Here is a 19,018-nt window from a genome sequence, read left to right on the forward strand (position 1 = left end):
TCAATCAAGGCGCAGTTTCGACTCGGCATAGGTGTACAGCGGGCGCCACAAGGTTCGATTGAACAGCGTGACGAACAGGGACATCACGGCGATGCCGAGGATGATCTTCGGGAAGTCGCCGGCGGCGGTGGTCTGCGCGATATACGCGCCCAGCCCGTGCGCGACGACTTTCGTATCGCCCCACTGGACGAACTCGGACACGATGCTCGCGTTCCACGCGCCGCCCGACGCGGTGATCGCACCCGTCACGTAGTACGGGAAGATGCCCGGCAGCATCGCCTGCTTCCACCACTGCCAGCCGCGAATGCGAAAATTCGCCGCCGCTTCCTTGTAGTCGTTCGGATAGGCGGTCGTGCCCGCGATCACGTTGAACAGGATGTACCACTGCGTGCCGAGCACGATGAGCGGCGACAGCCAGATGTCCGGGTTCAGATGGAAATGCACGATGAAAATCACGAACACCGGAAACAGCAGGTTCGCCGGGAACGCAGCAAGGAACTGCGCGAGCGGCTGGATCTTCTCGGCAAGCGCGGGGCGCAGGCCGATCTGCACCCCGAGCGGCACCCAGATCACCGACGAGATCGCGATCAGCACGATCACTCGAAACAGCGTGATCAGGCCGAGCACGAACACATGGCCGACCTCGTCGAGTGTGACGCCGGTGCGCACATAGCTCACGACGCGATACACCACATAGACGGTCAGCAATATCAGCAGCACGGCCCAGACGATGTCGCCGATGCGCGACGTGCTCTGCCGATGCTCGCGCCCGACGCGCACCTGGCCCATGAACGGCAGCCGCAGCGGCGCGCGCGCGGCGCCCGCGAACAGCCTGCCGAACGGCACCAGCATCCGGTGAATCAGCCGCGTGCGGCGAACCACGTCGAGCAGCCACGATTCCGGCGCATTGCCGGACGACGTGGTTTCGAGCCGGAACTTGTCGGCCCACGCGACGAGCGGACGGAACAGCAACTGGTCGTATGCGAGGATCACAACCGTCATCGTGAGAATCACCCAGCCGACAGCAGCGAGATTCTTGTCCGAGATGGCCTGCGCCAGATAGGCGCCGATGCCCGGCAGCGTGATCGTGTTGTTGCCGACGGTGATGGCTTCCGATGCGACGACGAAAAACCAGCCGCCCGACATCGACATCATCATGTTCCAGATCAGGCCCGGCATCGAGAACGGCACTTCGAGTTTCCAGAAGCGCTGCCACGCGGTGAGATGAAAGCCGCGCGACACTTCATCGAGATCGCGCGGCACCGTGCGCAGCGACTGGTAGAAGCTGAAGGTCATGTTCCAGGCCTGGCTCGTGAAGATCGCGAAAATCGCGGCAAGCTCGGCGCCCAGTACGCGCGACGGAAACAGCGCGAGAAAGAACGTGACCGTAAACGAGATATAGCCCAGCACCGGCACCGACTGCAGGATGTCGAGCATCGGCACCAGCAGTTTCTCGGCGCGCCGGCTCTTCGCCGCGAGCGTGCCGTAGACCAGCGTGAACACGAGCGATGCAAACATCGCCGCGAGCATGCGCAGCGTGGTGCGCATCGCGTACTCGGGCAGGTTCGAAGGATCGAGCGAGATGACCTGGGTCTTCAGCGTCGACATGGGCGCCATCGTCTGGTGGAAACCGATCGCCGCCATCGCCACGATGCAGATGATCAGCGGGAACGCGACGAAGTCCCAGCGGTTCGGCAGTACGCGCCATGCGGACGCATTGGCCGTGCGGTTGAGGTTGAAGCTGAATTCCATCAAAGGCCTCCGTTCGGCGAAGCCGTCGGCGCCGCGTGCGCGACAGGCACAGCAGCAGCCGGCGTGTTGCCACCGGCGCGAGGCCGGAAGTTAAGCGTATTCATGATCGGGAAACGCAGGTCGTAAGGTGGAGGAAAGCGCGCCGGACGAGTTCTGTAATCGGCATGGTTTCTCTTCCGATGATCGCGTGCATTTATGACGAAATCTTTGCATAACTGAAGAAACCGATAACAGGCTTTCATCGGACGAGCGCGAACGCATGCAACCGCGCGACGTGACGGCGGCACGATGCCGCGGGCGACGCACGGATGCGGCTCGCCTGTGCGATACGAAATAAGCGATGCGGGTTACGACGAAACTGCTGCGGTTGTGACGCGCACCGTCTGCCTGTTACGGGCGGGACGGCGGCTGGAAGAAAAGCGCGGACGTCCTGCCGGTCAGGCGGCGAAACTGATCGAAGATCGACTACTGCTACTGTCCAAGACAATGACTCCTTGCATGACGACGGCCGGATTTTAGACAGTGAAGCGAACCAAGGTCAACTGGAAAATTGCTAAGCAGAGCCAGGGTAATCGGTCACGCTGTCTTTCTCATTACAATGCCCCTTCGGCTTCGCGCGATCGGGCTGACAGTGGAGAAAGTATCGGAGAAGGTCGCGCACACGCAGGCGCGGCCGGGTGCGTGAGGTGCTAAAAGGCGAGGTGAGGAAAGAAACGCCGCCGGTTGGCTGCAGACGGTTGTCGACAGAAACAGGGTTGCGTCAACCCGATAACCGTCAGACCGCGCGGGCGTTCAGCACGTCGTCGACGATGCGCTGGCCGGCGCTATAGCCGCCCATCAGCGCGTCGACTTCCTGCAAGAACCAGCGGCCGTCCTTATCCGTCAGATGAAGCGGGGAAAACTGGGGCGTCGCGGCGCCGCGGCGGAAGATCTCCACCTGCGTCACGAACCCCGTGTCGCGCATGAGCACGCCGCGCAGCGCGGGCACGCTGACCGTTTCAACCGAGACGTGGATCGAATAGCCCTTGTATTCGTAATCGCGTTGCATATCTCATCCTGACTACTGTCTTTGCGGCAGTATAAGCAGCCAATATGACGACAACATCAATTTTCCTGGTGTCGCTTTGATTCCATCCGTTACCCGACGCACACTTGCGTCCTTTACAACAAAAAATACGCGGTGCAATTCAATGCCGATTCGCGTCACGCTAATTCCAGGCCACTTTTGAAGCCAGCGAAAATATCGGTTCTGTCACACCGGAACAACACCAGCGATTCACCGATGGCCGCGCTTCTGCCGGTTCAGTTGCCGGTCAAGCCAGTCAGGCAGCAAACCCACGTACCGCGGCCAGCAGACCAGATGGTGCGCCCACACGAAGGTCGACAATGGCCCCTGTCGCCAGGCCGGCCCGAGCCCCAGTGACGGAAAACTGTCCAGCGAGCGATAACCGATCGCCATCACCCCGGCAGCCAGCCACGCGCCCGCAAATACCGCGGTCGGCCGCGAAGCCGCGCACGCGAGCGCCAGCAACGCCATTGGCACGGCAATGTTCGAATACGTCCGAATTCTCATGACCACTCCTGCTGCCTGTCAGCTTCGCCGCTAACCGGACATTCCCACACAGTTATTCCGGGCAGACCCTGTTTGCGGCGAACGGCAATGACAGAAATACCTTACGCAAAATCACACCAAATTACACGGAGAAAATCCGGACATAATTCGCCGGATTATCTTCGGGCCGCGAAAAACGCGGCGTCACGGCAAGCCGGATCCAGACCACCCTGACTCCTGCCCCTGCCTTATCGGTCGCAAGACGGAAGACTTTATGTATCTGCCCCCAATTCGCAACGCAGCGGTCATCGGCACCTGGCAGGCCGCGTGTCGCGTGGGCGCTTCCGGGCGCATCGTCCTGCCCGCGCTCCCTGCTCCCCCGGTACGTCAGCACGATCCGAGCCATACCCGAAGTCGTTGACGGCGCACCTGCCCGTAGTCCGGGATCGTCCTTTCGCGCAGACGAACGTCGCCGTTTGATCGATCAGTTATCCATATCAATCTGGAGACACCGCTCCACGCCAATTTCCAGCAGGCGACACCGTTCGATCGCGCCTCTCCGTCCGCCGCCCGCATCGATCCATGACATAGCTCGACATAGTTTTGAAGCTGACTGCGCGGGCCGCACTGCCTATAGTTCGCCTCGTTGCCGCAGCGCCCTCTTGCGAAGCGGACCCATCATCGGAGGAATTGATCGTGAACGCCCGCTCGCCCCACCTGCATATCGACCCGCATCTCGACCACACAGCACACACACAGCGCGTTTCAAACGCTTCGCTCTCGTCCGCACGCCGTGTGGCTCGCGTCCTCGTCCGCGTCGGCGCTGCCGCCGCGCTGGTACTCGGCAGCACCTCGGCATTCGCGGGCTGGTCCGGTCACGGCACGGCCTACACGCCGCGCGGGCAATACAACGGCGCGCACGCTGGTTCCTGCGGCGGCGGCAGCTGCTCGCATGCGGGCGGCGTGGTCGGGCCTTATGGCGGCGTCGCGACCAACACCGGCACCGTGACGCGCACCGCGCCGGGTCAGTTCTCGAACTCGGGCACCGCGGTCGGCCCGAACGGCAACACCGTACAGCACGCGGGCAACACGAACTGCGCGGGCGGCACCTGCTCGCACACGGGTTCGATGACCGGTCCCGACGGCAACACCGCGACGACTTCCGGCAGCGTGACGCGCAACGGCCCCGGCCAGTATTCGTCGTCGGGTACGGTCACGGCGGCGAACGGCAATACGTACGACCACTCGGCGTCGACGAACTGCGCCGGCTCGACCTGCTCGCGCTCCGGTACGGTCAACGGTCCCGACGACGGCACCGTCACGCACTCCGGCTCCGCCACGCGCGTCGCGCCGGGCGTCGTCGTGACGTCGGGCAGCGCGACCGGCGTGCATGGCACGACGGTCACGGGTTCAGGCAGCGTCGTGGTCGGTGGAACCGTAGCCGTGGCGCCCGCGCCGGTCGCTTACGTGCCGCCTCCGCCGACGGCAGCGGTCGTGGTGACGGCACCGCTTCCCGCCCCCGCTCCCGCCGCGGTCGTCGTGACGCCGCCGCCTCCGGTGCCCGCGCCGGTCGTGGTCGCACCGCCGCCCGCGCCGCCGAAAGCGGTCGTGGTCGCGCCGCCGCCCGCGCCGAAGACGGTGTATGTCGCGCCGCCTCCGCCGAAGGTCGTCTACGTTGCGCCGCCTCCGCCGAAGGTCGTGTATGTCGCGGCGCCGCCCCGGGTCGTGTATGTCGCGCCGCCGAGAGCCGTGTACGTCGCGCCGCCGCGCGCTGCCGTGTGGGTGCCGGCGCACTGGGTCGGCCGCGTGTGGGTGCCTGCGCACTGGGCCTGATCGACGACACACGGCGACATGATTCTTCGATCGCTTTCGCAACCGCACATCCCTACGATTCAACCCGCCGACGCTCGCATCGCAGCATCCCGCCAGCGACGATCCGTCGGCCACACCACGGAGTTCTTCATGAAGCAGATGATTGCCGCTATCGTCTTGTGTATCGTATGCGCAGGAGCATCGGCACAAGCCCTCGACGCACAGGGAGCCGGCGGTGCCCGCATGCAGCACGCGATGCAGCAGCTGGACGCGCGCTTCAGCGCCGCCAACGTCACGCACGACGGCAAGCTGACCCGCGAGCAGGCGCAGCAAGGCATGCCGCGCGTTGCCCAGCATTTCGACGAGATCGACACGCTGAAGGCAGGCTATGTCACGCTGCCGCAGATCCAGCAGTTCATGATGCAGCAGGCGGCCGCGCGCTGAACCGCGACCAGGGGCGGAGGCACTCGATGGAACGCGTAGACAAGATCATCGTGCTCGACGACGAAGCGGAACTGCGCAACATGCTGCAGCGCTTCCTGACCGGCCAGGGTTTCCAGGTGCGGGTCGTCGCCGACGGCAAGCGGCTCGACCGCTTCCTGCAGCGCGAACCGTTCGATCTGCTGGTGCTCGATCTGATGATGGAACCCGAGGACGGCCTCACGATCTGCCGGCGGCTGCGCGCCGAAGGCCACACGCTGCCGATCCTGATGCTCACCGCGAAGGGCGACCCCGTCGACCGCGTGGTGGGCCTCGAGACCGGCGCCGACGACTATCTCGCGAAGCCGTTCCTGCCCAACGAACTCGTCGCGCGCATTCGCGCGCTGCTGCGCCGCCAGCGCATCGCATCCGGCGACCCGACCGTATCGGCGTCGCAACTGCTGTCGTTCGGCGATTTCCGCTTCGACGTCGCGAAGCAGACGCTCACGCGCAACAGCTCGCCCGTCGACGTGCATTCCGCGCAGATGTTGTTGCTGCACGCGCTCGGCTCGTCGCCGAACCGCCCGGTGAGCCGCGAAAACCTGCTCGCCCGAGCGCGCGGGCGCGATCACGACGCGCTCGATCGCAGCATCGACGTGCAGGTGCTGCGGCTGCGCCAGATCATCGAAGCGGACCCGTCGAAACCGCGCTACATCAAGACCGTCTGGGGCGTCGGCTACATGCTGGTCGCCGATCTCGTCTCATGATGAGACGCCCTTTCCTGCTGCGCTCGCTGCTCGCGCGCAACATCGCGCTGCTGGTGGTGCTGCTCGCGCTCACGCAGATCGTCGGCGTCGGCGTGCTCGTGCATTTCGTGCAGGCGCCGCGCGTCGAACGTGCGGCGGCCGTTTTTGCCAGCTACGTCCGCACGCTCGATGGCACGCTGTCGAATCTCTCGCCCGCCGAAGCACACGCGAACGCCGAGCGTCTCGGCGCGCGCCCGGACGCGCCGGATACGACGGACGTCGAGCCCGCGCCGCCGCGTCTGATCCATTTCTTCCAGTCGTGGCAACGCGACGTGTTTTTCGACACGCTGCAACGCGATCTGCCGCCCGACATGCCGGTACGCTGGGACAGCACGCGCGGCACGCTATGGATCCGCGTGCACTTCGCGACTACACCAATGTGGGTCTCGCTCGCCGTCAGCGACGAGATACACGCGTCCGGCCTCACGACCGCGCTCGTGCTGTCCGGCTCGCTCGCGCTGCTCGCGGCGCTCGCGGGCTATCTGATCCAGCTGCGTATCAGCCGGCCGCTTGCGGACCTCGCCCACGCGGCGCGGCGCGTGAGCTCGGGCGAACCGCCCGCGCCATTGCCTATCGATGGTCCAACCGAAATCAACCAGGTGAGCATCGCGTTCAACCAGATGACGGACGCGTTGAAGCAGGCCGAGGCGACGCGCGCGCTGATGCTCGCCGGCGTATCGCACGACATCCGCACGCCGCTCACGAAACTGCGTCTCGCGATGGCGATGGCCGGCGCGGACGCGAATCTCGTCGCGTCCGCCGAAAACTATCTCGACCACATCGACACGATCCTCCAGCAGTTCATGGACTACGCAGGCAGCGGCGAACGCGAAGCACCGCAAACGGGCGACCTCAATGGTCTGATCAGTCAGCTTGCCGCGGATTTCGCGGGGCTCGGCCACGAGTTCGAGCTGTCGCTCGGCAAGGTGCCGCATTTCGCGTTCAGGCCCGTCGCCGTGATGCGCGTGCTGATGAACCTGATGCAGAACGCGACCGTCTATGGAAAACCCGATTTCACGGTCCGCACGTGGATCATGAACGGTCACGCGTGCGTCGCGATCGGCGATCGCGGCGACGGCATCAGTGCCGAAGCGCTCGAAAAACTGAAGGCGCCGTTCAGCCGCGGGCAGAATGCACGAAGCCACACCGGCGGCACCGGGCTCGGACTCGCGATCGTCGAGCGCATCGCGCGTCTGCATGGCGGCACGCTGCACTTCACATCACGCGAAGGCGGCGGTCTCGAAGCACGTGTCACGTTCGCGCTCAGCGCGCCTGTCGGCGCGGCTTCTTCGAACGCACATGCCAGCGTGATCTCCTCCCCCCTCTGACATCCCCCGACATAATTCCCGCGTGGATTTCAGCGCGCCCGCCTCGCATACTCTGGCCTGCGTGTTGCGGCATCGAATCACAGTACAGACCCCGAAGCCCTGTCACACGCAGACGTAATCGCCGGCTATCAGTGCATAGTTTGCATAACGAACGATGCACCGGCGAACGCTCCGTAACGAACGGCCCAGGTGCCCACAAGGTGATCGACATGCAACGCTCCTTCTTCAAATCCGTAACCCGCCGCGTTTCGCGCTTCGCCAGCGCCGCCGTGCTCGCAGGCTCGCTGCTCTTCGGCGGCTGCGCGAATGCGTCCACGCACGTGACTTCCGCGAGCGCCGCGCAGCAAACGCCAGTACGTGCCGATGTGATCGTCGTCTATCCGTTCACCGGCTCGGCGGATCAGGTGCAGCTCGACAGCGGCATGGCGCAGCGCCTGAAAACGCAGATGTCCGGCTCGTCGGCCGAAGCGGAACAGATGAAGGCTGCCACGCAGGCCAGCGAACAGGTGGCCGATGAAATCGTCAAGCGTCTGCAGGCGATGGGGCTCAACGCGCAGCGCGCGAACAGCACGACGGCGACTGCGCAGAATGCAGTGTTCGTCGAAGGCAGCTTCGAATCGCTCGATGCAGGCAGCCGTCGCCGCCGCATGCTGATCGGCTTCGGCGCCGGCAAGAGCAAGGTCAGCGCATCCGTCGCGCTGATCTATCAGCAGGCCCCGGGCGAAGCGGTCACGCTGCGTACCTTCAGCGCGGACGCGGACAGCGGCAAGGCGCCCGGCATCGCAGTCACCGCGGGCGTCGGCGCAGCGGCCGATCGCGCCGCCACCGCCGTGGTCACCGGCACGGGCATCCATGGCGTGTCGGAAGCGCATCACGACACGCTGTCGGCCGACACCAAACGCATGGCCGATGCGATCGCGAAGCAGATCGCGAGCGCGGTGACGGGCGGCGCGAACGTCACTCAAAACGCGAACTAAGCCGCATTTCGACGAAATGCAGCGACATGCGGCGACATAACTTCCGCATAGCTTGTAACGGGCCGCATCCCTAGACTTCTCACATCGAACGAACACACGACAACACCTGGGCAACGCGCCACGAGCACCGCGCCCACCACATTCGGAGCAACCACATTATGGTATCGACTGGAACAATGATGGCCTGGGGGACGGGCTTCGTCGTCGCCGCGGCGATGATCGAAGCATGGGTGCTGACCCGCAAGCCCAACGCGAATTTCGACTGGAACGAAGTGATGCTGTCGTTCGCGGACCTGATCGGCCGCAAGCTGCTCGCGTTCCTGCCGATCTCCCTCGCCGCTCCGATCTTCGACTTCGCGTGGGAACACCGCATCCATACGATGTCGATGCACAGCGTGCTCGCCGTGCTGCTGCTCTTCATCGGCCAGGAGTTCTGCTACTACTGGTACCACCGCGCGTCGCACCGCATCCGTTTCTTCTGGGCGACGCACGCCGTGCACCACTCGCCGAACCAGCTGACGCTTTCCACCGCGTTCCGTCTTGGCTGGACCGGAAAGCTCGCGGGGCCGGCCATGTTCTTCGCGCCGCTCGTGTTTCTCGGCGTGCGTCCCGAGGTGGTGATGGCGACGCTGATGATCAACCTGCTGTACCAGTTCTGGCTGCATACCACGTGGATTCCGAAGCTCGGCTGGTTCGAATACCTGTTCAACACGCCGTCCGCACACCGGGTGCACCATGCGTCGAACGCGGAATACCTCGATGCGAACTTCGGCGGCGTGCTGGTGATCTTCGACCGGCTGTTCGGTACCTACGTCGAGGAACGCGAAGACGTGCCGTGCGTCTATGGCCTGACCACGCCGACCCGCTCGCGCAATCCGTTCGTCGTCGAGTTCGAGCACTGGGTGAGCCTTGGCCGCGACGTGCTCAAGTCGAAGAACCCGCTCACCGCGATCTCGTTCATTCTGCGGCCGCCGGGCTGGAATCCTGAAGGCCGCGGACAAACCGCTGAAGAACTGCGTCAGCAGGCGAACGCGAAAATGAAAGTGAAGGTGAAGGTGCATGCGTGAAATCTGACTCTGTTTGCGCGTGACACATGCCTCGCGCAACGTAAAGCAAACCCCGAATCGGCCTCCCTGTGAGGCCGATCTGCTTTTATCGCATCGCACCGCCTTCGCCTGGGGGTAACCCCAATTTCCCCCTTGCCTCTCCCCACCTAGCATTCGCCTAACGAAATTTTAGAACGACGTTCTATTAAATAGAACGACAAACAAGGCGAACCATGCTTCCGCTCCCGCTCTCCGGCATTCGCGTGCTGGACCTGTCGAACGTCCTGTCCGGGCCGTTCTGCACCTATCAGCTGGCGCTGCTCGGCGCCGACGTGCTCAAGATCGAAAACCCCGACGGCGGCGATCTCGCGCGGCGGCTCGGCGCCGATCCAAAGGCGTCGGCGCGCAACATGGGCGCGTCGTTCATTGCCGTGAACGCCGGCAAGGAATCGATGACGCTCAACCTGAAGCACGCGGCCGGCAAAGACATCCTGCGCAAGCTCGTCGCCGAGGCAGACGTGCTGGTCGAGAACTTCAGGCCCGGCGTGATGGATCGCCTCGGCTTGAGCGCGCCGTCGCTGCTCGCGGTGAATCCGCGCCTCGTCTACTGCGCGATCTCCGGGTTCGGCAACGACGGACCGCTCGCGCACCGGCCCGCGTACGACCAGATCATCCAGGGCATGTCCGGCGCGATGAGCGTGACGGGCGATGCCGCAAGCGCGCCGCTGCGCGTCGGCTACCCGGTGTCGGACACGGTAGGCGGCATGAGCGCCGCGCTCGCGATCTGCGCGGCCGTGCTCGCGGCACAGCGCACGGGCGAAGGCCGGATCATCGACGTGTCGATGCTCGAAGCCACGCTCTCGACGATGGGCTGGGTCGTGTCGAACTATCTGAACGCCGGGGTGCGCCCAACGCCGATGGGCAACGAGAATTTCACCGCGGCGCCGTCCGGCACATTCGAATGCGGCGAGGGGAAACTGAACATCGCTGCCAATGAAACCCGGCAGTTCATTGCGCTGTGCGAATGCATCGGGCGTCCCGATCTGCCGCAGGACACGCGCTTCAGTGAACGCAATTCACGCAAGGTTCATCGCGCTGAACTGAAGCGCGAGATCGAGACGGCGCTCGCCGCCGATACCGCCGCCAGCTGGGAAACGCGCCTGACTGCCGTCGGCGTGCCGGCCGGCCTCGTGCTCTCCGTGCCCGAGGCGATCGGCCAGCCGCAGATCGAGGGCCGCGGCTTCGTTCACACGTTCGAGGATGGCGACAGCACGCAGCGCGTCACCCGCGCGGGCTTCCGCTTCGCGGACGCGCACGGCGACGCACAGGACAGCCGCCCGACCGCACGCGCACCGCATCTGTCCGAACACACGATCTCCCACCTGCAACGGCTCGGCTTCGACGCGGACACGATCGCGCGGCTCAAGGACGAAGGCGCGATCTGAAGCCCGCGCGCATCGAACACACAAACACGCACACACGCACAATGAAACTGGAGGAGTCCATGAGACAGACGTTTACCGCCGCGCCGGCCTCGGCCGGACGCGCGGAACCCGCCGAAGCCGCGCACAGCGACGCCGGCCGTGACGCAGTCGCGCGCGGCATCGTCGCGCGCCTCGACCGGCTGCCCGCCACCCGCCATATCTGGACCATCGTATTCCTGCTGTCGCTTGGCGGCTGCTTCGAGTTCTACGACCTCTTCATGACCGGCTATATCGCGCCGGGGCTGATCACGAGCGGGCTGTTCGTCAAGACGTCCACGTCGATCTTCGCGATGAACAGCATCGCGGCGTTCGTCGCGGCGACCTTCCTCGGCCTCTTCATCGGCACGATGGGCCTGGGTTTTCTCGCGGACCGCTTCGGCCGGCGCCGCATCTTCGTCGTCGCGCTGCTCGCGTATACGGCCGCCAGCATCCTGATGGCGTTCCAGCAGAGCGCGGTCGGCGTGAACCTGTTCCGCCTGCTGGCCGGCATCGGGCTCGGCGTCGAGATGGTAACCATCAACACCTACGTGGCCGAGCTGATGCCGAAGGATCTGCGCGGCCGCGCGTTCGCGATCACGCAGATCGTGCCGTACTGCGCGGTGCCCGTCGTCGCGCTGATGTCATGGTGGCTCGTGCCGCAGCAGCCGTTCGGCCTCGACGGCTGGCGCTGCGTGGTGCTCGCGAGCGCGATCGGCGCCGCCTTCGTGTGGGTGATCCGTCTCGGCATTCCGGAAAGCCCGCGCTGGCTCGTGTCGCGCGGCCGCCTCGACGAAGCCGCGCAGGTCACGCAGCAGATCGAGCGCGTGGTGGAGCGCGAGTACGGCTCGGCTCTGCCGCAACCGGCGCCGCATGAACACAGCGCGCCGACGACTGAACGCCGCTTCGTCGATATCCTGAAGGCGCCGTATCTGAAGCGTACGATCATGATGTCGCTGTTCAATGCGGTCTCGGTGATCGGCTTCTACGGTTTCAGCAACTGGATTCCGTCGCTGCTGACGAGCAAGGGCATCGGCCTCGTGCACAGCCTCCAGTACTCGTTTTTGATGTCCATCGCGCTGCCGCTCGGCCCCACGCTGTTCTTCTGGTTCGCCGACAAGGTGGAGCGCAAGTGGAGCCTCGTCGGCTCGTCCGGCGCGATCGCGGTGTTCGGTCTGCTGTTCGCCAGCCAGACCGGTTCGGCGGGCTTGATCGCGTTCGGCTTCTGCATGAATCTCGCGCTCACGATCATGACGTACTCGTTCCAGACCTATCAGTCCGAGCTGTACCCGACCGAGATCCGCGCCCGCGCGATCGGCTTCGTCTACTCGTGGAGCCGGCTCGCCGCGATCTTCTCGGGCTTTCTCGTCGCGTTCTTCCTGCGCGACTTCGGTTCGACCGGCGTGTTCTACATGATCAGCGGCTGCATGGTCTTCGTGATGCTGCTGATCGGCATCATGGGACCGGCAACCCGAGGCCTCGCCCTCGAAGACATCAATCGCTGAACCCACCGCTGAATCAGGCACTGAACATGACTGAAGCCAGACTGAACGATTCGAACGATTCACTGAATGGCGGAATGAACGACGCGTTGAAAGAACTCGCGCAGTCGTTTCCGCAGGACGTGGAATGGGCGCGCCAGTCCGCCGCCGCGATGCGCGACACGCTGCGCGAACTCGATGCGTGGCAGTGGCCGGATGCACCAGATGCACTGCAAGCACCGGAGGCCACGTGATGAATCTCGCCGCCCTGTCCGTGCGCGAACTCGGCCAGTTGCTCGCCACGCGCGAGCTCACGTCGGTCGAGCTGACCCGCCATTACCTTGCTCGCATCGAACGTTGGGACAGCGAGATTCATGCGTTCATTTCGCTCGATCCTCAGAACGCACTGGCCCAGGCCGAAGCCTGCGACGATGAACTGCGGCGAAGCGTCCCGCGCAGTCCGCTGCATGGCATTCCCGTCGCGCTGAAAGACATGATCGACGTGCGCGGCGTGCCCACGACGTTTCATTCGAAGCTGCTGCTCGACAACGTCGCGCGCGCCGATGCGGCGTGCGTGCGGCAGTTGCGCGATGCCGGCGCGATCGTGCTCGGCAAGCTCGCGACGCACGAGTTCGCGCTTGGCGGTCCGAGTTTCGACAACGCATTTCCGCCGGCGCGCAATCCGTGGAACACGTCGCTGCATCCAGGCGGTTCGTCGTCGGGCCCCGGCGCGGGACTCGCGGCGGGCTTGTTTCCGCTCGCGGTCGGCACCGATTCCGGCGGCTCGATCCGCGGCCCCGCGGCCATGTGCGGCATCGTCGGCTTCAAGCCGACCTGGCGCGCGGTGTCCGAGGACGGCGTGCTGCCGGTCTCGCCATCCGTCGATCACGTCGGCCCGATGGCGCGCTCGGTCGGCGACGCGGCGCTGCTGTTCGATGTACTGCGCGACCGTTCGCGAGCAGGCGACATGCCCGCGGCGCAACCGGCGAGCCTCGCGGGCGCGCGCATCGCATATCTGGACGGCTTTCATCGCGACGATTGCGATCCGGCGATCGCTGCTGCGCTCGAGCGCGCGTTCGATTGCCTGCGCGCGGCGGGCGCGCGGATCGAACGTGTCGAAGCACCGCCGCTCGCGCCGATGCGCGCGGCGAACCAGCTGATCATGAGCCACGAATGCTGGGCGCTGTACGCCGACAAGGTGCTTGCGCGCCCTGGCGACGTGTCGCGCACGAGCCGGCGCCGCATGGTTGCGGGCGCATTCGTCGGCGAACGCGACTATGCGGCCGCGCGTGCGACGCAGGCGCGCGTCACGCTGTTCTTCGACGCGTTGTTCGACCGCTACGAGTTCGTGCTGTGCGCGAACTCGATGGCGTTGCCCTGCCCGATCGACGACGAAGCGCAGTTCCATGCCACCGCGCCGAAGCAGGCCCGCGCGCCGTTCAACCTGAGCGGTCACCCGGCCATCGCGCTCTGCGCCGGCTTCGCGCCGAACGGACTACCCGTCTCCCTGCAACTCGCCGGCCGCCGCGCGCGCGACTTCACGCTGCTCGCATTCGCCGAAGCAGTCGAAACGGCGCTCGCCGTCACGCCGCGCTGGCCCGAACCAAAGGATTCCCAATCATGAGCAACCCGCAGGATTTCGCGGCCCTCGCGGCCGATTACTGGAGCACGTCGATCATCGATATCCACCCGGGTTCGATCCGCGTGCGCGGCTATCCGATTCAGGAACTGATCGGCAACATCAGCTTCCCGCAGATGATCTGGCTGATGCTGCGCGGCGAGTTGCCGGGCGCTGGCGAGGCGCGGCTGCTAGAAGCGGCGCTCGTCGCGTCCGTCGATCACGGCCCGCATGCGCCGTCGATTGCGATTTCGCGGATGGCCGTCAGCTGCGGCCTGCCGCTGAACGGCGCGATGGCCTCGGCGTTGAACACACTCGACGACGTGCACGGCGGCGCGGGACAACAGGCCGTCGAGCTCTTTCACGATATTGAACGAGCAAATGAACAGGGCAAGCCGCTCGCTCAGGCGATTGAAACCTGTGTCGACGCGTTCACTGAAACCCGCGGCAAATATCTGCCGGGTTTCGGGCACCGCTTTCACCCGGTCGATCCGCGCGCGGGCCGCCTGCTCGGCATGGTCGACGAAGCCGCCGCGCAAGGCATCGTGCCGGGCCGCTACGCGGCGATCGGGCGCGGCATCGAAGCGCTGCTCGCGGCACGCAAGGGCCGCGCGATTCCGATGAACATCGATGGCGCGACGGCCGTCATCTATGCCGAACTCGGCTTCGCGCCGGAACTGGCGCGCGGCATCTTCTGCCTGTCGCGCGCGGTCGGCATCCTGTCGCACGCGTGGGAGCAGCGCGGCCGCGCCGAACGCAACAAGGGGCCGATGCCGCGGCAGATGCCGTACCGCTACACCGGCGCCGCCGAGCGTCACCATCAAGCCGGCACGGACGGAGACGAACGATGAGCTGGACGCCCCCGCCGCGCATCGTCGCGACCGACGTGTTCACCGCGATGCCGGACGCGCTGCGCAAACACGGCGTGGTGTCGGAATGGTCGCGCGCCAACAAGGGCGGCGAGCCGATCGACTGCTTCATCGAAGGCCCGTGCTTCGATCCCGACGGCAATCTCTACATCGTCGACATTCCGCATGGGCGCATCTTCCAGATCACGCCCGCGCTGGAGTGGCGCGCGATCGCCGCGTACGACGGCGAGCCGAACGGACTGGCGTGGCATCCGCAGCATCGTCTGATCATTGCGGACTATAAAAACGGCGTGCTGAAGCTCGATCCGGCCGAGGGTGAAGTGCGTCCGCTGCTCGCGCGCCGCAACAGCGAGCGCTTCAAAGGCGTGAACGACCTGATCGTCGCGCGCAACGGCGACATCTACTTCACCGATCAAGGTCAGACTGGGCTGCACGATCCGACCGGACGCGTGTTTCGTCTGTGCGCCGACGGGCGTCTCGACTGCCTGATCGGCAACGGCCCGAGCCCGAACGGCCTCGTGCTGGATGCGAAGGAAAAGGTGCTGTTCGTCGCGATGACACGCGACAACTCGGTCTGGCGCCTGCCGCTGTTGCCGGACGGCAGCACCAGCAAGGTCGGGCGCTTCGCGCAGTTCTACGGCATCAGCGGCCCGGACGGGCTCACGATCGACACGGACGGCAACCTGTTCGTCGCGCACGCATCGCTTGGCGCCGTATTCGTGCTGAACGCGCATGGAGAAGGCATCGCGAAGATCGAATCCTGCGCCGGGCGCACGATCACCAACGTGACCTTCGGCGGCCCACGGAAGCAGACGCTCTTCATCACCGATTCGAGCAGCGGCTCGGTGCTGTGCGCGCAATGGGATACGCCAGGGCTTTGACCGACACCGCGCGCCTTTCCATATGCTTTCAACGCATGATGAAAGGCGCGCGATCACACCCCGCCAAACGCCCGCAGTAAATATCCGCACCTGTCCAGCTTTTTATCGTTTGCGCGCCCGTTCGTTGCCGTCGCAACACACCCGCGCAAGGCTTTCGTGCAGCAAAGCAACATGAACAAACCGAGTCACGAAAGTGAAATCTGTGACGCATAGCATCCCGGTCGACTTGGCGCCAGCCTCGCGTCATTATTCGCGTTCCTGATTACCGCGTCTTACAGGAACGAGCGGAGACGCGTGCGACGCATCCTGCTGGTGCACGCCAGGTCGTCACGGCTCGCCTCGACCAGCCGGCCCGGATCTGCCCGCACGAACATTGCAGACGGCTCGTCAGGCGCTGCCTTCACCCAACTGACCTCGATACCGAACAATGAAACTGATAAAGACCACGGCTGCCCTCCTCGCGCTCAGCGCTTTCGCTGGCGCTGCCCATGCGCAGAGCAGCGTGACGCTCTACGGCATCGTCGATGCCGGCATCCTGTTCAACAACAACGTGAAGGGCCTGCGCGAATACGCGATGAGCCAGGGCACGTCGTCGCGCTTCGGCCTGAAGGGCGCTGAAGACCTCGGCGGTGGCCTGAAGGCGATCTTCACGTTGGAAAACGGCTTCACGACGGCTTCCGGCGCGCTCGGTCAAGGCGGCCTGCTGTTCGGCCGCAAGGCGTTCGTCGGTGTGTCGAGCAGCACGTGGGGTACGCTCACGGCCGGCCGTCAGTACTCGGTGAGCAACGACTTCACGTCGCAGTTCGCGTCGGGCGCCGACTGGGCAGCGTCGGGCCTCGGCTACGGCACGCACGCCAGCGACGTCGACAACGTCGATACGTCGAACCGCGTGCAGAACTCGATCAAGTACGTGAGCCCGAGCTTCGCCGGCCTGCAGTTCGGCGGCATGTACAGCCTCGGCGGCGTGGCTGGCAATGCCACGCAGAACGAAGTGATCGACGCGGCCGTGTCGTACTCGAACGGTCCGATCAACCTCGGCGCAGGCTATACGTTCGTGAAGGATCCGTACTACGCGACGTACGGCAACCAGGGCAACTCGTCGACGTCGTCGACGGGCACCAACGACAACATGAACAACAAGATCTACGGTGGCTACGCTTCGGCGTCGTCGCAGCAGATCATCGTCGTCGGCGGTTCGTATGCACTGGGACCGGCCACGATCGGCCTCGAATACTCGAACACGCAGTTCGGCAACCTGGGTTCGGTCAACGCCGGCGGCGCGATCACCGCACCGAAGTACACGGGCGGCAGCGCGACGTTCAACTCGGGCGAAGTCAACGTCAAGTACCAGTTGACGCCGGCTCTGCAACTGGGCGGCGCGTACATCTACACGCGTAACAGCGGCGCGGACGGCTTCAGCGGCGCGCACTACAACCAGTTCAACCTGGGCGCGATCTACAGCGTGTCGAAGCGCACGTCGTTCTACGCGATCGGCTTCTACGAAACCGCATCGGGTACGGACTCGACGGGCAAGGCAGCCGTTGCCGACCTGAACGGTTCGGCCTACAGCGCGGACAACCACCAGGTTGCCGCCATCGTCGGCATGACGCATCGCTTCTGATGCACCGGGGCGCGGCGGCGCCTCGTCGCCGCGCCTTTCACGTCACACGTCAGTCTCCCCACCGCAGCGAAGCGCGCGTCTGCACGACGCTCGAGCCAGGCTGCATGCCGGGCGCCGCCACCAGCACGCTCGCCATCACGAATCTCGACTTGCCTTCCCGTTTCGCCTGATACATCGCCGCATCCGCCGACGGCACGAGGTCCGCGGGCCGCGCCGCCATGTCCGGATACACGCTGATGCCGATGCTCACGCCCACCGGCGCCGCATGGCCATAGCGCCCCGCCGAGAGCCCGCCGATCCGCTCGATCAACCGTTTCGCCATCTCCATCAGGTCCGCGTACGTGATGAAGCCCGTAACCCAGATCACGAACTCGTCGCCGCCCATCCGCGCCACGACGTCGTCGCCGCGCGCGCTGCCGCGCAGCACGTCCGCGATCTCGCGCAGCAGCCGGTCGCCTTCGGGGTGTCCCCACGTGTCGTTGACCTGCTTGAATCCGTCGACGTCGAGGTACAGGCACGCGAGCCGTTCGGCCTGACGCGCCTGTTCGTGCGCGTCGACCATCGAGAGGATCATCCGGCGATTCATCAGCCCGGTGAGCGGGTCCTGCACGAGCTGCGCGTCGATCCGCTCGCTGGTATCGACGATCTGCTGGAACACGCGGCGCTGCAGGCACGCCATCGTCACGAGCACCGTGGTTACGAGGCCGACGAACGCGAGCAGCGTCGCGACGGCGACGCGCAGCAGCGCATGCATTTCGCCACGCGTCGCGGCGAGCTCGTCGCTCCATACCTGCGCGGATGCGCGCAGCGCGTGGTAAGCGTCGTTCGCGAGCGAATCGACGAGCGGCACGCAGGCGCCGATCGAGCCGGCGTGCGCGGCGCACACGGGCCATTCGAGCTGCGCAACGCTCGCCGCGAGCTGGCCGCGCGCCTGGCGCAGCGTGTCGCCGCGTCCATCGTCGGCGAACGCCGGCTGGCGAACGTCGCCGTCGGCCAGTTCACGGGCTCGCGCAAGCGCGCGCCGGTATGCGGAGGTGTGATCGGGATCGTCGCTGCGCGCGGCCAGCAGCGCGTCGCGCTGCGCATCGCGCAGGCTGTCGGTCAGCGCGTGATTCGCCGCGAGCGCCTCGAGCGCCGCGTCCTCGCGACGCGACAGGTCGCGCCATCCGCTCGCTTCGAGGCACAGCACGGACACCACGAAGATCAGGCAGCACACGACCACCGCATAGACGCACCAGAGGCGGCGTTCTTCCTTCAGGACGGTTCGGGCGATAGGTGACATGGAGAGCGGCAACCAGAATCTGTTGCGACACGACACGGGATACCAACGCGTATTCCATTCGCGCACAGCCGTTCTAACGGCGCGTCGTTGCCGCGACTTGATGCGGATTTCCC

17 protein-coding genes are annotated in these 19,018 nt (G+C 65.3%); 13 read left to right on the plus strand and 4 right to left on the minus strand.

Features of this window, described 5'->3' with window-relative positions; all coding sequences use genetic code 11:
• The 3 genes from DVS29_RS22370 to DVS29_RS22380 all read right to left on the minus strand — a co-directional run bounded on the left by DVS29_RS22370 (nucleotide 1) and on the right by DVS29_RS22380 (nucleotide 3,325).
• Complete coding sequence (locus DVS29_RS22370; protein ID WP_118182688.1) at nucleotides 1–1,752, minus strand: ABC transporter permease; 1,752 nt, start codon at nucleotides 1,750–1,752, stop codon at nucleotides 1–3.
• 775 nt (nucleotides 1,753–2,527) lie between these two features.
• Entirely contained in the window at nucleotides 2,528–2,800 is a 273-nt protein-coding gene (locus DVS29_RS22375; RefSeq protein ID WP_118182689.1) for a hypothetical protein, read from the minus strand.
• A 228-nt stretch (nucleotides 2,801–3,028) separates the two neighbouring features.
• On the minus strand, nucleotides 3,029–3,325 hold the full coding sequence (locus DVS29_RS22380) for a hypothetical protein (RefSeq protein ID WP_124800679.1): 297 nt from the start codon (nucleotides 3,323–3,325) through the stop codon (nucleotides 3,029–3,031).
• Between the two features lie 702 nt (nucleotides 3,326–4,027).
• Between DVS29_RS22380 and DVS29_RS22385 the strand changes: the two genes are divergently transcribed.
• The 13 genes from DVS29_RS22385 to DVS29_RS22440 all read left to right on the plus strand — a co-directional run bounded on the left by DVS29_RS22385 (nucleotide 4,028) and on the right by DVS29_RS22440 (nucleotide 17,623).
• A complete protein-coding gene (locus DVS29_RS22385) occupies nucleotides 4,028–5,137 on the plus strand; it encodes a hypothetical protein (protein WP_164707968.1) in 1,110 nt (369 codons plus the stop codon).
• 129 nt (nucleotides 5,138–5,266) lie between these two features.
• Complete coding sequence (locus DVS29_RS22390) at nucleotides 5,267–5,560, plus strand: EF-hand domain-containing protein (RefSeq protein WP_118182692.1); 294 nt, start codon at nucleotides 5,267–5,269, stop codon at nucleotides 5,558–5,560.
• 26 nt (nucleotides 5,561–5,586) lie between these two features.
• Nucleotides 5,587–6,303, plus strand: coding sequence for a response regulator (locus DVS29_RS22395; RefSeq protein WP_118182694.1), 717 nt, complete (start codon nucleotides 5,587–5,589; stop codon nucleotides 6,301–6,303).
• Nucleotides 6,303–7,670 carry an ATP-binding protein gene (locus tag DVS29_RS22400; protein WP_118182739.1) on the plus strand — a complete coding sequence of 456 codons (1,368 nt, stop codon included), beginning with the start codon at nucleotides 6,303–6,305 and terminating at the stop codon, nucleotides 7,668–7,670. The genes DVS29_RS22395 and DVS29_RS22400 overlap by 1 nt, the downstream gene beginning before the upstream one ends.
• A gap of 209 nt (nucleotides 7,671–7,879) precedes the next feature.
• Nucleotides 7,880–8,647: a DUF4410 domain-containing protein gene (locus DVS29_RS22405; protein ID WP_118182740.1), complete on the plus strand. Its 768-nt coding sequence runs from the start codon at nucleotides 7,880–7,882 to the stop codon at nucleotides 8,645–8,647.
• A gap of 158 nt (nucleotides 8,648–8,805) precedes the next feature.
• Nucleotides 8,806–9,714, plus strand: coding sequence for a sterol desaturase family protein (locus tag DVS29_RS22410; RefSeq protein ID WP_118182695.1), 909 nt, complete (start codon nucleotides 8,806–8,808; stop codon nucleotides 9,712–9,714).
• A 212-nt stretch (nucleotides 9,715–9,926) separates the two neighbouring features.
• On the plus strand, nucleotides 9,927–11,138 hold the full coding sequence (locus DVS29_RS22415) for a CaiB/BaiF CoA transferase family protein (protein ID WP_118182697.1): 1,212 nt from the start codon (nucleotides 9,927–9,929) through the stop codon (nucleotides 11,136–11,138).
• A gap of 59 nt (nucleotides 11,139–11,197) precedes the next feature.
• A complete protein-coding gene (locus DVS29_RS22420; RefSeq protein ID WP_118182741.1) occupies nucleotides 11,198–12,658 on the plus strand; it encodes an MFS transporter in 1,461 nt (486 codons plus the stop codon).
• 26 nt (nucleotides 12,659–12,684) lie between these two features.
• Nucleotides 12,685–12,888, plus strand: coding sequence for a hypothetical protein (locus DVS29_RS37385; RefSeq protein WP_164707965.1), 204 nt, complete (start codon nucleotides 12,685–12,687; stop codon nucleotides 12,886–12,888).
• A complete protein-coding gene (locus DVS29_RS22425) occupies nucleotides 12,888–14,258 on the plus strand; it encodes an amidase (protein ID WP_164707966.1) in 1,371 nt (456 codons plus the stop codon). Before DVS29_RS37385 ends, DVS29_RS22425 begins: the two co-directional genes overlap by 1 nt.
• Nucleotides 14,255–15,103 carry a citryl-CoA lyase gene (locus DVS29_RS22430; protein ID WP_164707967.1) on the plus strand — a complete coding sequence of 283 codons (849 nt, stop codon included), beginning with the start codon at nucleotides 14,255–14,257 and terminating at the stop codon, nucleotides 15,101–15,103. Before DVS29_RS22425 ends, DVS29_RS22430 begins: the two co-directional genes overlap by 4 nt.
• Complete coding sequence (locus DVS29_RS22435; protein ID WP_118182699.1) at nucleotides 15,100–16,002, plus strand: SMP-30/gluconolactonase/LRE family protein; 903 nt, start codon at nucleotides 15,100–15,102, stop codon at nucleotides 16,000–16,002. The genes DVS29_RS22430 and DVS29_RS22435 overlap by 4 nt, the downstream gene beginning before the upstream one ends.
• A 433-nt stretch (nucleotides 16,003–16,435) precedes the next feature.
• Nucleotides 16,436–17,623: a porin gene (locus tag DVS29_RS22440; protein ID WP_118182743.1), complete on the plus strand. Its 1,188-nt coding sequence runs from the start codon at nucleotides 16,436–16,438 to the stop codon at nucleotides 17,621–17,623.
• Nucleotides 17,624–17,672: 49 nt separating this feature from the next.
• On the opposite strand, the gene DVS29_RS22445 is transcribed toward DVS29_RS22440, so the two are convergent.
• Nucleotides 17,673–18,905 carry a GGDEF domain-containing protein gene (locus DVS29_RS22445; RefSeq protein ID WP_124800680.1) on the minus strand — a complete coding sequence of 411 codons (1,233 nt, stop codon included), beginning with the start codon at nucleotides 18,903–18,905 and terminating at the stop codon, nucleotides 17,673–17,675.
• Nucleotides 18,906–19,018 lie beyond the last annotated feature (113 nt).

Origin of the sequence: Paraburkholderia phosphatilytica, from assembly GCF_003443895.1 — a bacterium.
GTDB lineage: Bacteria > Pseudomonadota > Gammaproteobacteria > Burkholderiales > Burkholderiaceae > Paraburkholderia > Paraburkholderia phosphatilytica.

Coding starts and splice junctions, on each gene's coding strand:
- DVS29_RS22370 (WP_118182688.1), bottom strand. CDS start 1,752: ATGGAATTCAGCTTCAACCTCAACCGCACGGCCAATGCGTCCGCATGG.
- DVS29_RS22375 (WP_118182689.1), bottom strand. CDS start 2,800: ATGCAACGCGATTACGAATACAAGGGCTATTCGATCCACGTCTCGGTT.
- DVS29_RS22380 (WP_124800679.1), bottom strand. CDS start 3,325: ATGAGAATTCGGACGTATTCGAACATTGCCGTGCCAATGGCGTTGCTG.
- DVS29_RS22390 (WP_118182692.1), top strand. CDS start 5,267: ATGAAGCAGATGATTGCCGCTATCGTCTTGTGTATCGTATGCGCAGGA.
- DVS29_RS22395 (WP_118182694.1), top strand. CDS start 5,587: ATGGAACGCGTAGACAAGATCATCGTGCTCGACGACGAAGCGGAACTG.
- DVS29_RS22400 (WP_118182739.1), top strand. CDS start 6,303: ATGAGACGCCCTTTCCTGCTGCGCTCGCTGCTCGCGCGCAACATCGCG.
- DVS29_RS22405 (WP_118182740.1), top strand. CDS start 7,880: ATGCAACGCTCCTTCTTCAAATCCGTAACCCGCCGCGTTTCGCGCTTC.
- DVS29_RS22410 (WP_118182695.1), top strand. CDS start 8,806: ATGGTATCGACTGGAACAATGATGGCCTGGGGGACGGGCTTCGTCGTC.
- DVS29_RS22415 (WP_118182697.1), top strand. CDS start 9,927: ATGCTTCCGCTCCCGCTCTCCGGCATTCGCGTGCTGGACCTGTCGAAC.
- DVS29_RS22420 (WP_118182741.1), top strand. CDS start 11,198: ATGAGACAGACGTTTACCGCCGCGCCGGCCTCGGCCGGACGCGCGGAA.
- DVS29_RS37385 (WP_164707965.1), top strand. CDS start 12,685: ATGACTGAAGCCAGACTGAACGATTCGAACGATTCACTGAATGGCGGA.
- DVS29_RS22425 (WP_164707966.1), top strand. CDS start 12,888: ATGAATCTCGCCGCCCTGTCCGTGCGCGAACTCGGCCAGTTGCTCGCC.
- DVS29_RS22430 (WP_164707967.1), top strand. CDS start 14,255: ATGAGCAACCCGCAGGATTTCGCGGCCCTCGCGGCCGATTACTGGAGC.
- DVS29_RS22435 (WP_118182699.1), top strand. CDS start 15,100: ATGAGCTGGACGCCCCCGCCGCGCATCGTCGCGACCGACGTGTTCACC.
- DVS29_RS22445 (WP_124800680.1), bottom strand. CDS start 18,905: ATGTCACCTATCGCCCGAACCGTCCTGAAGGAAGAACGCCGCCTCTGG.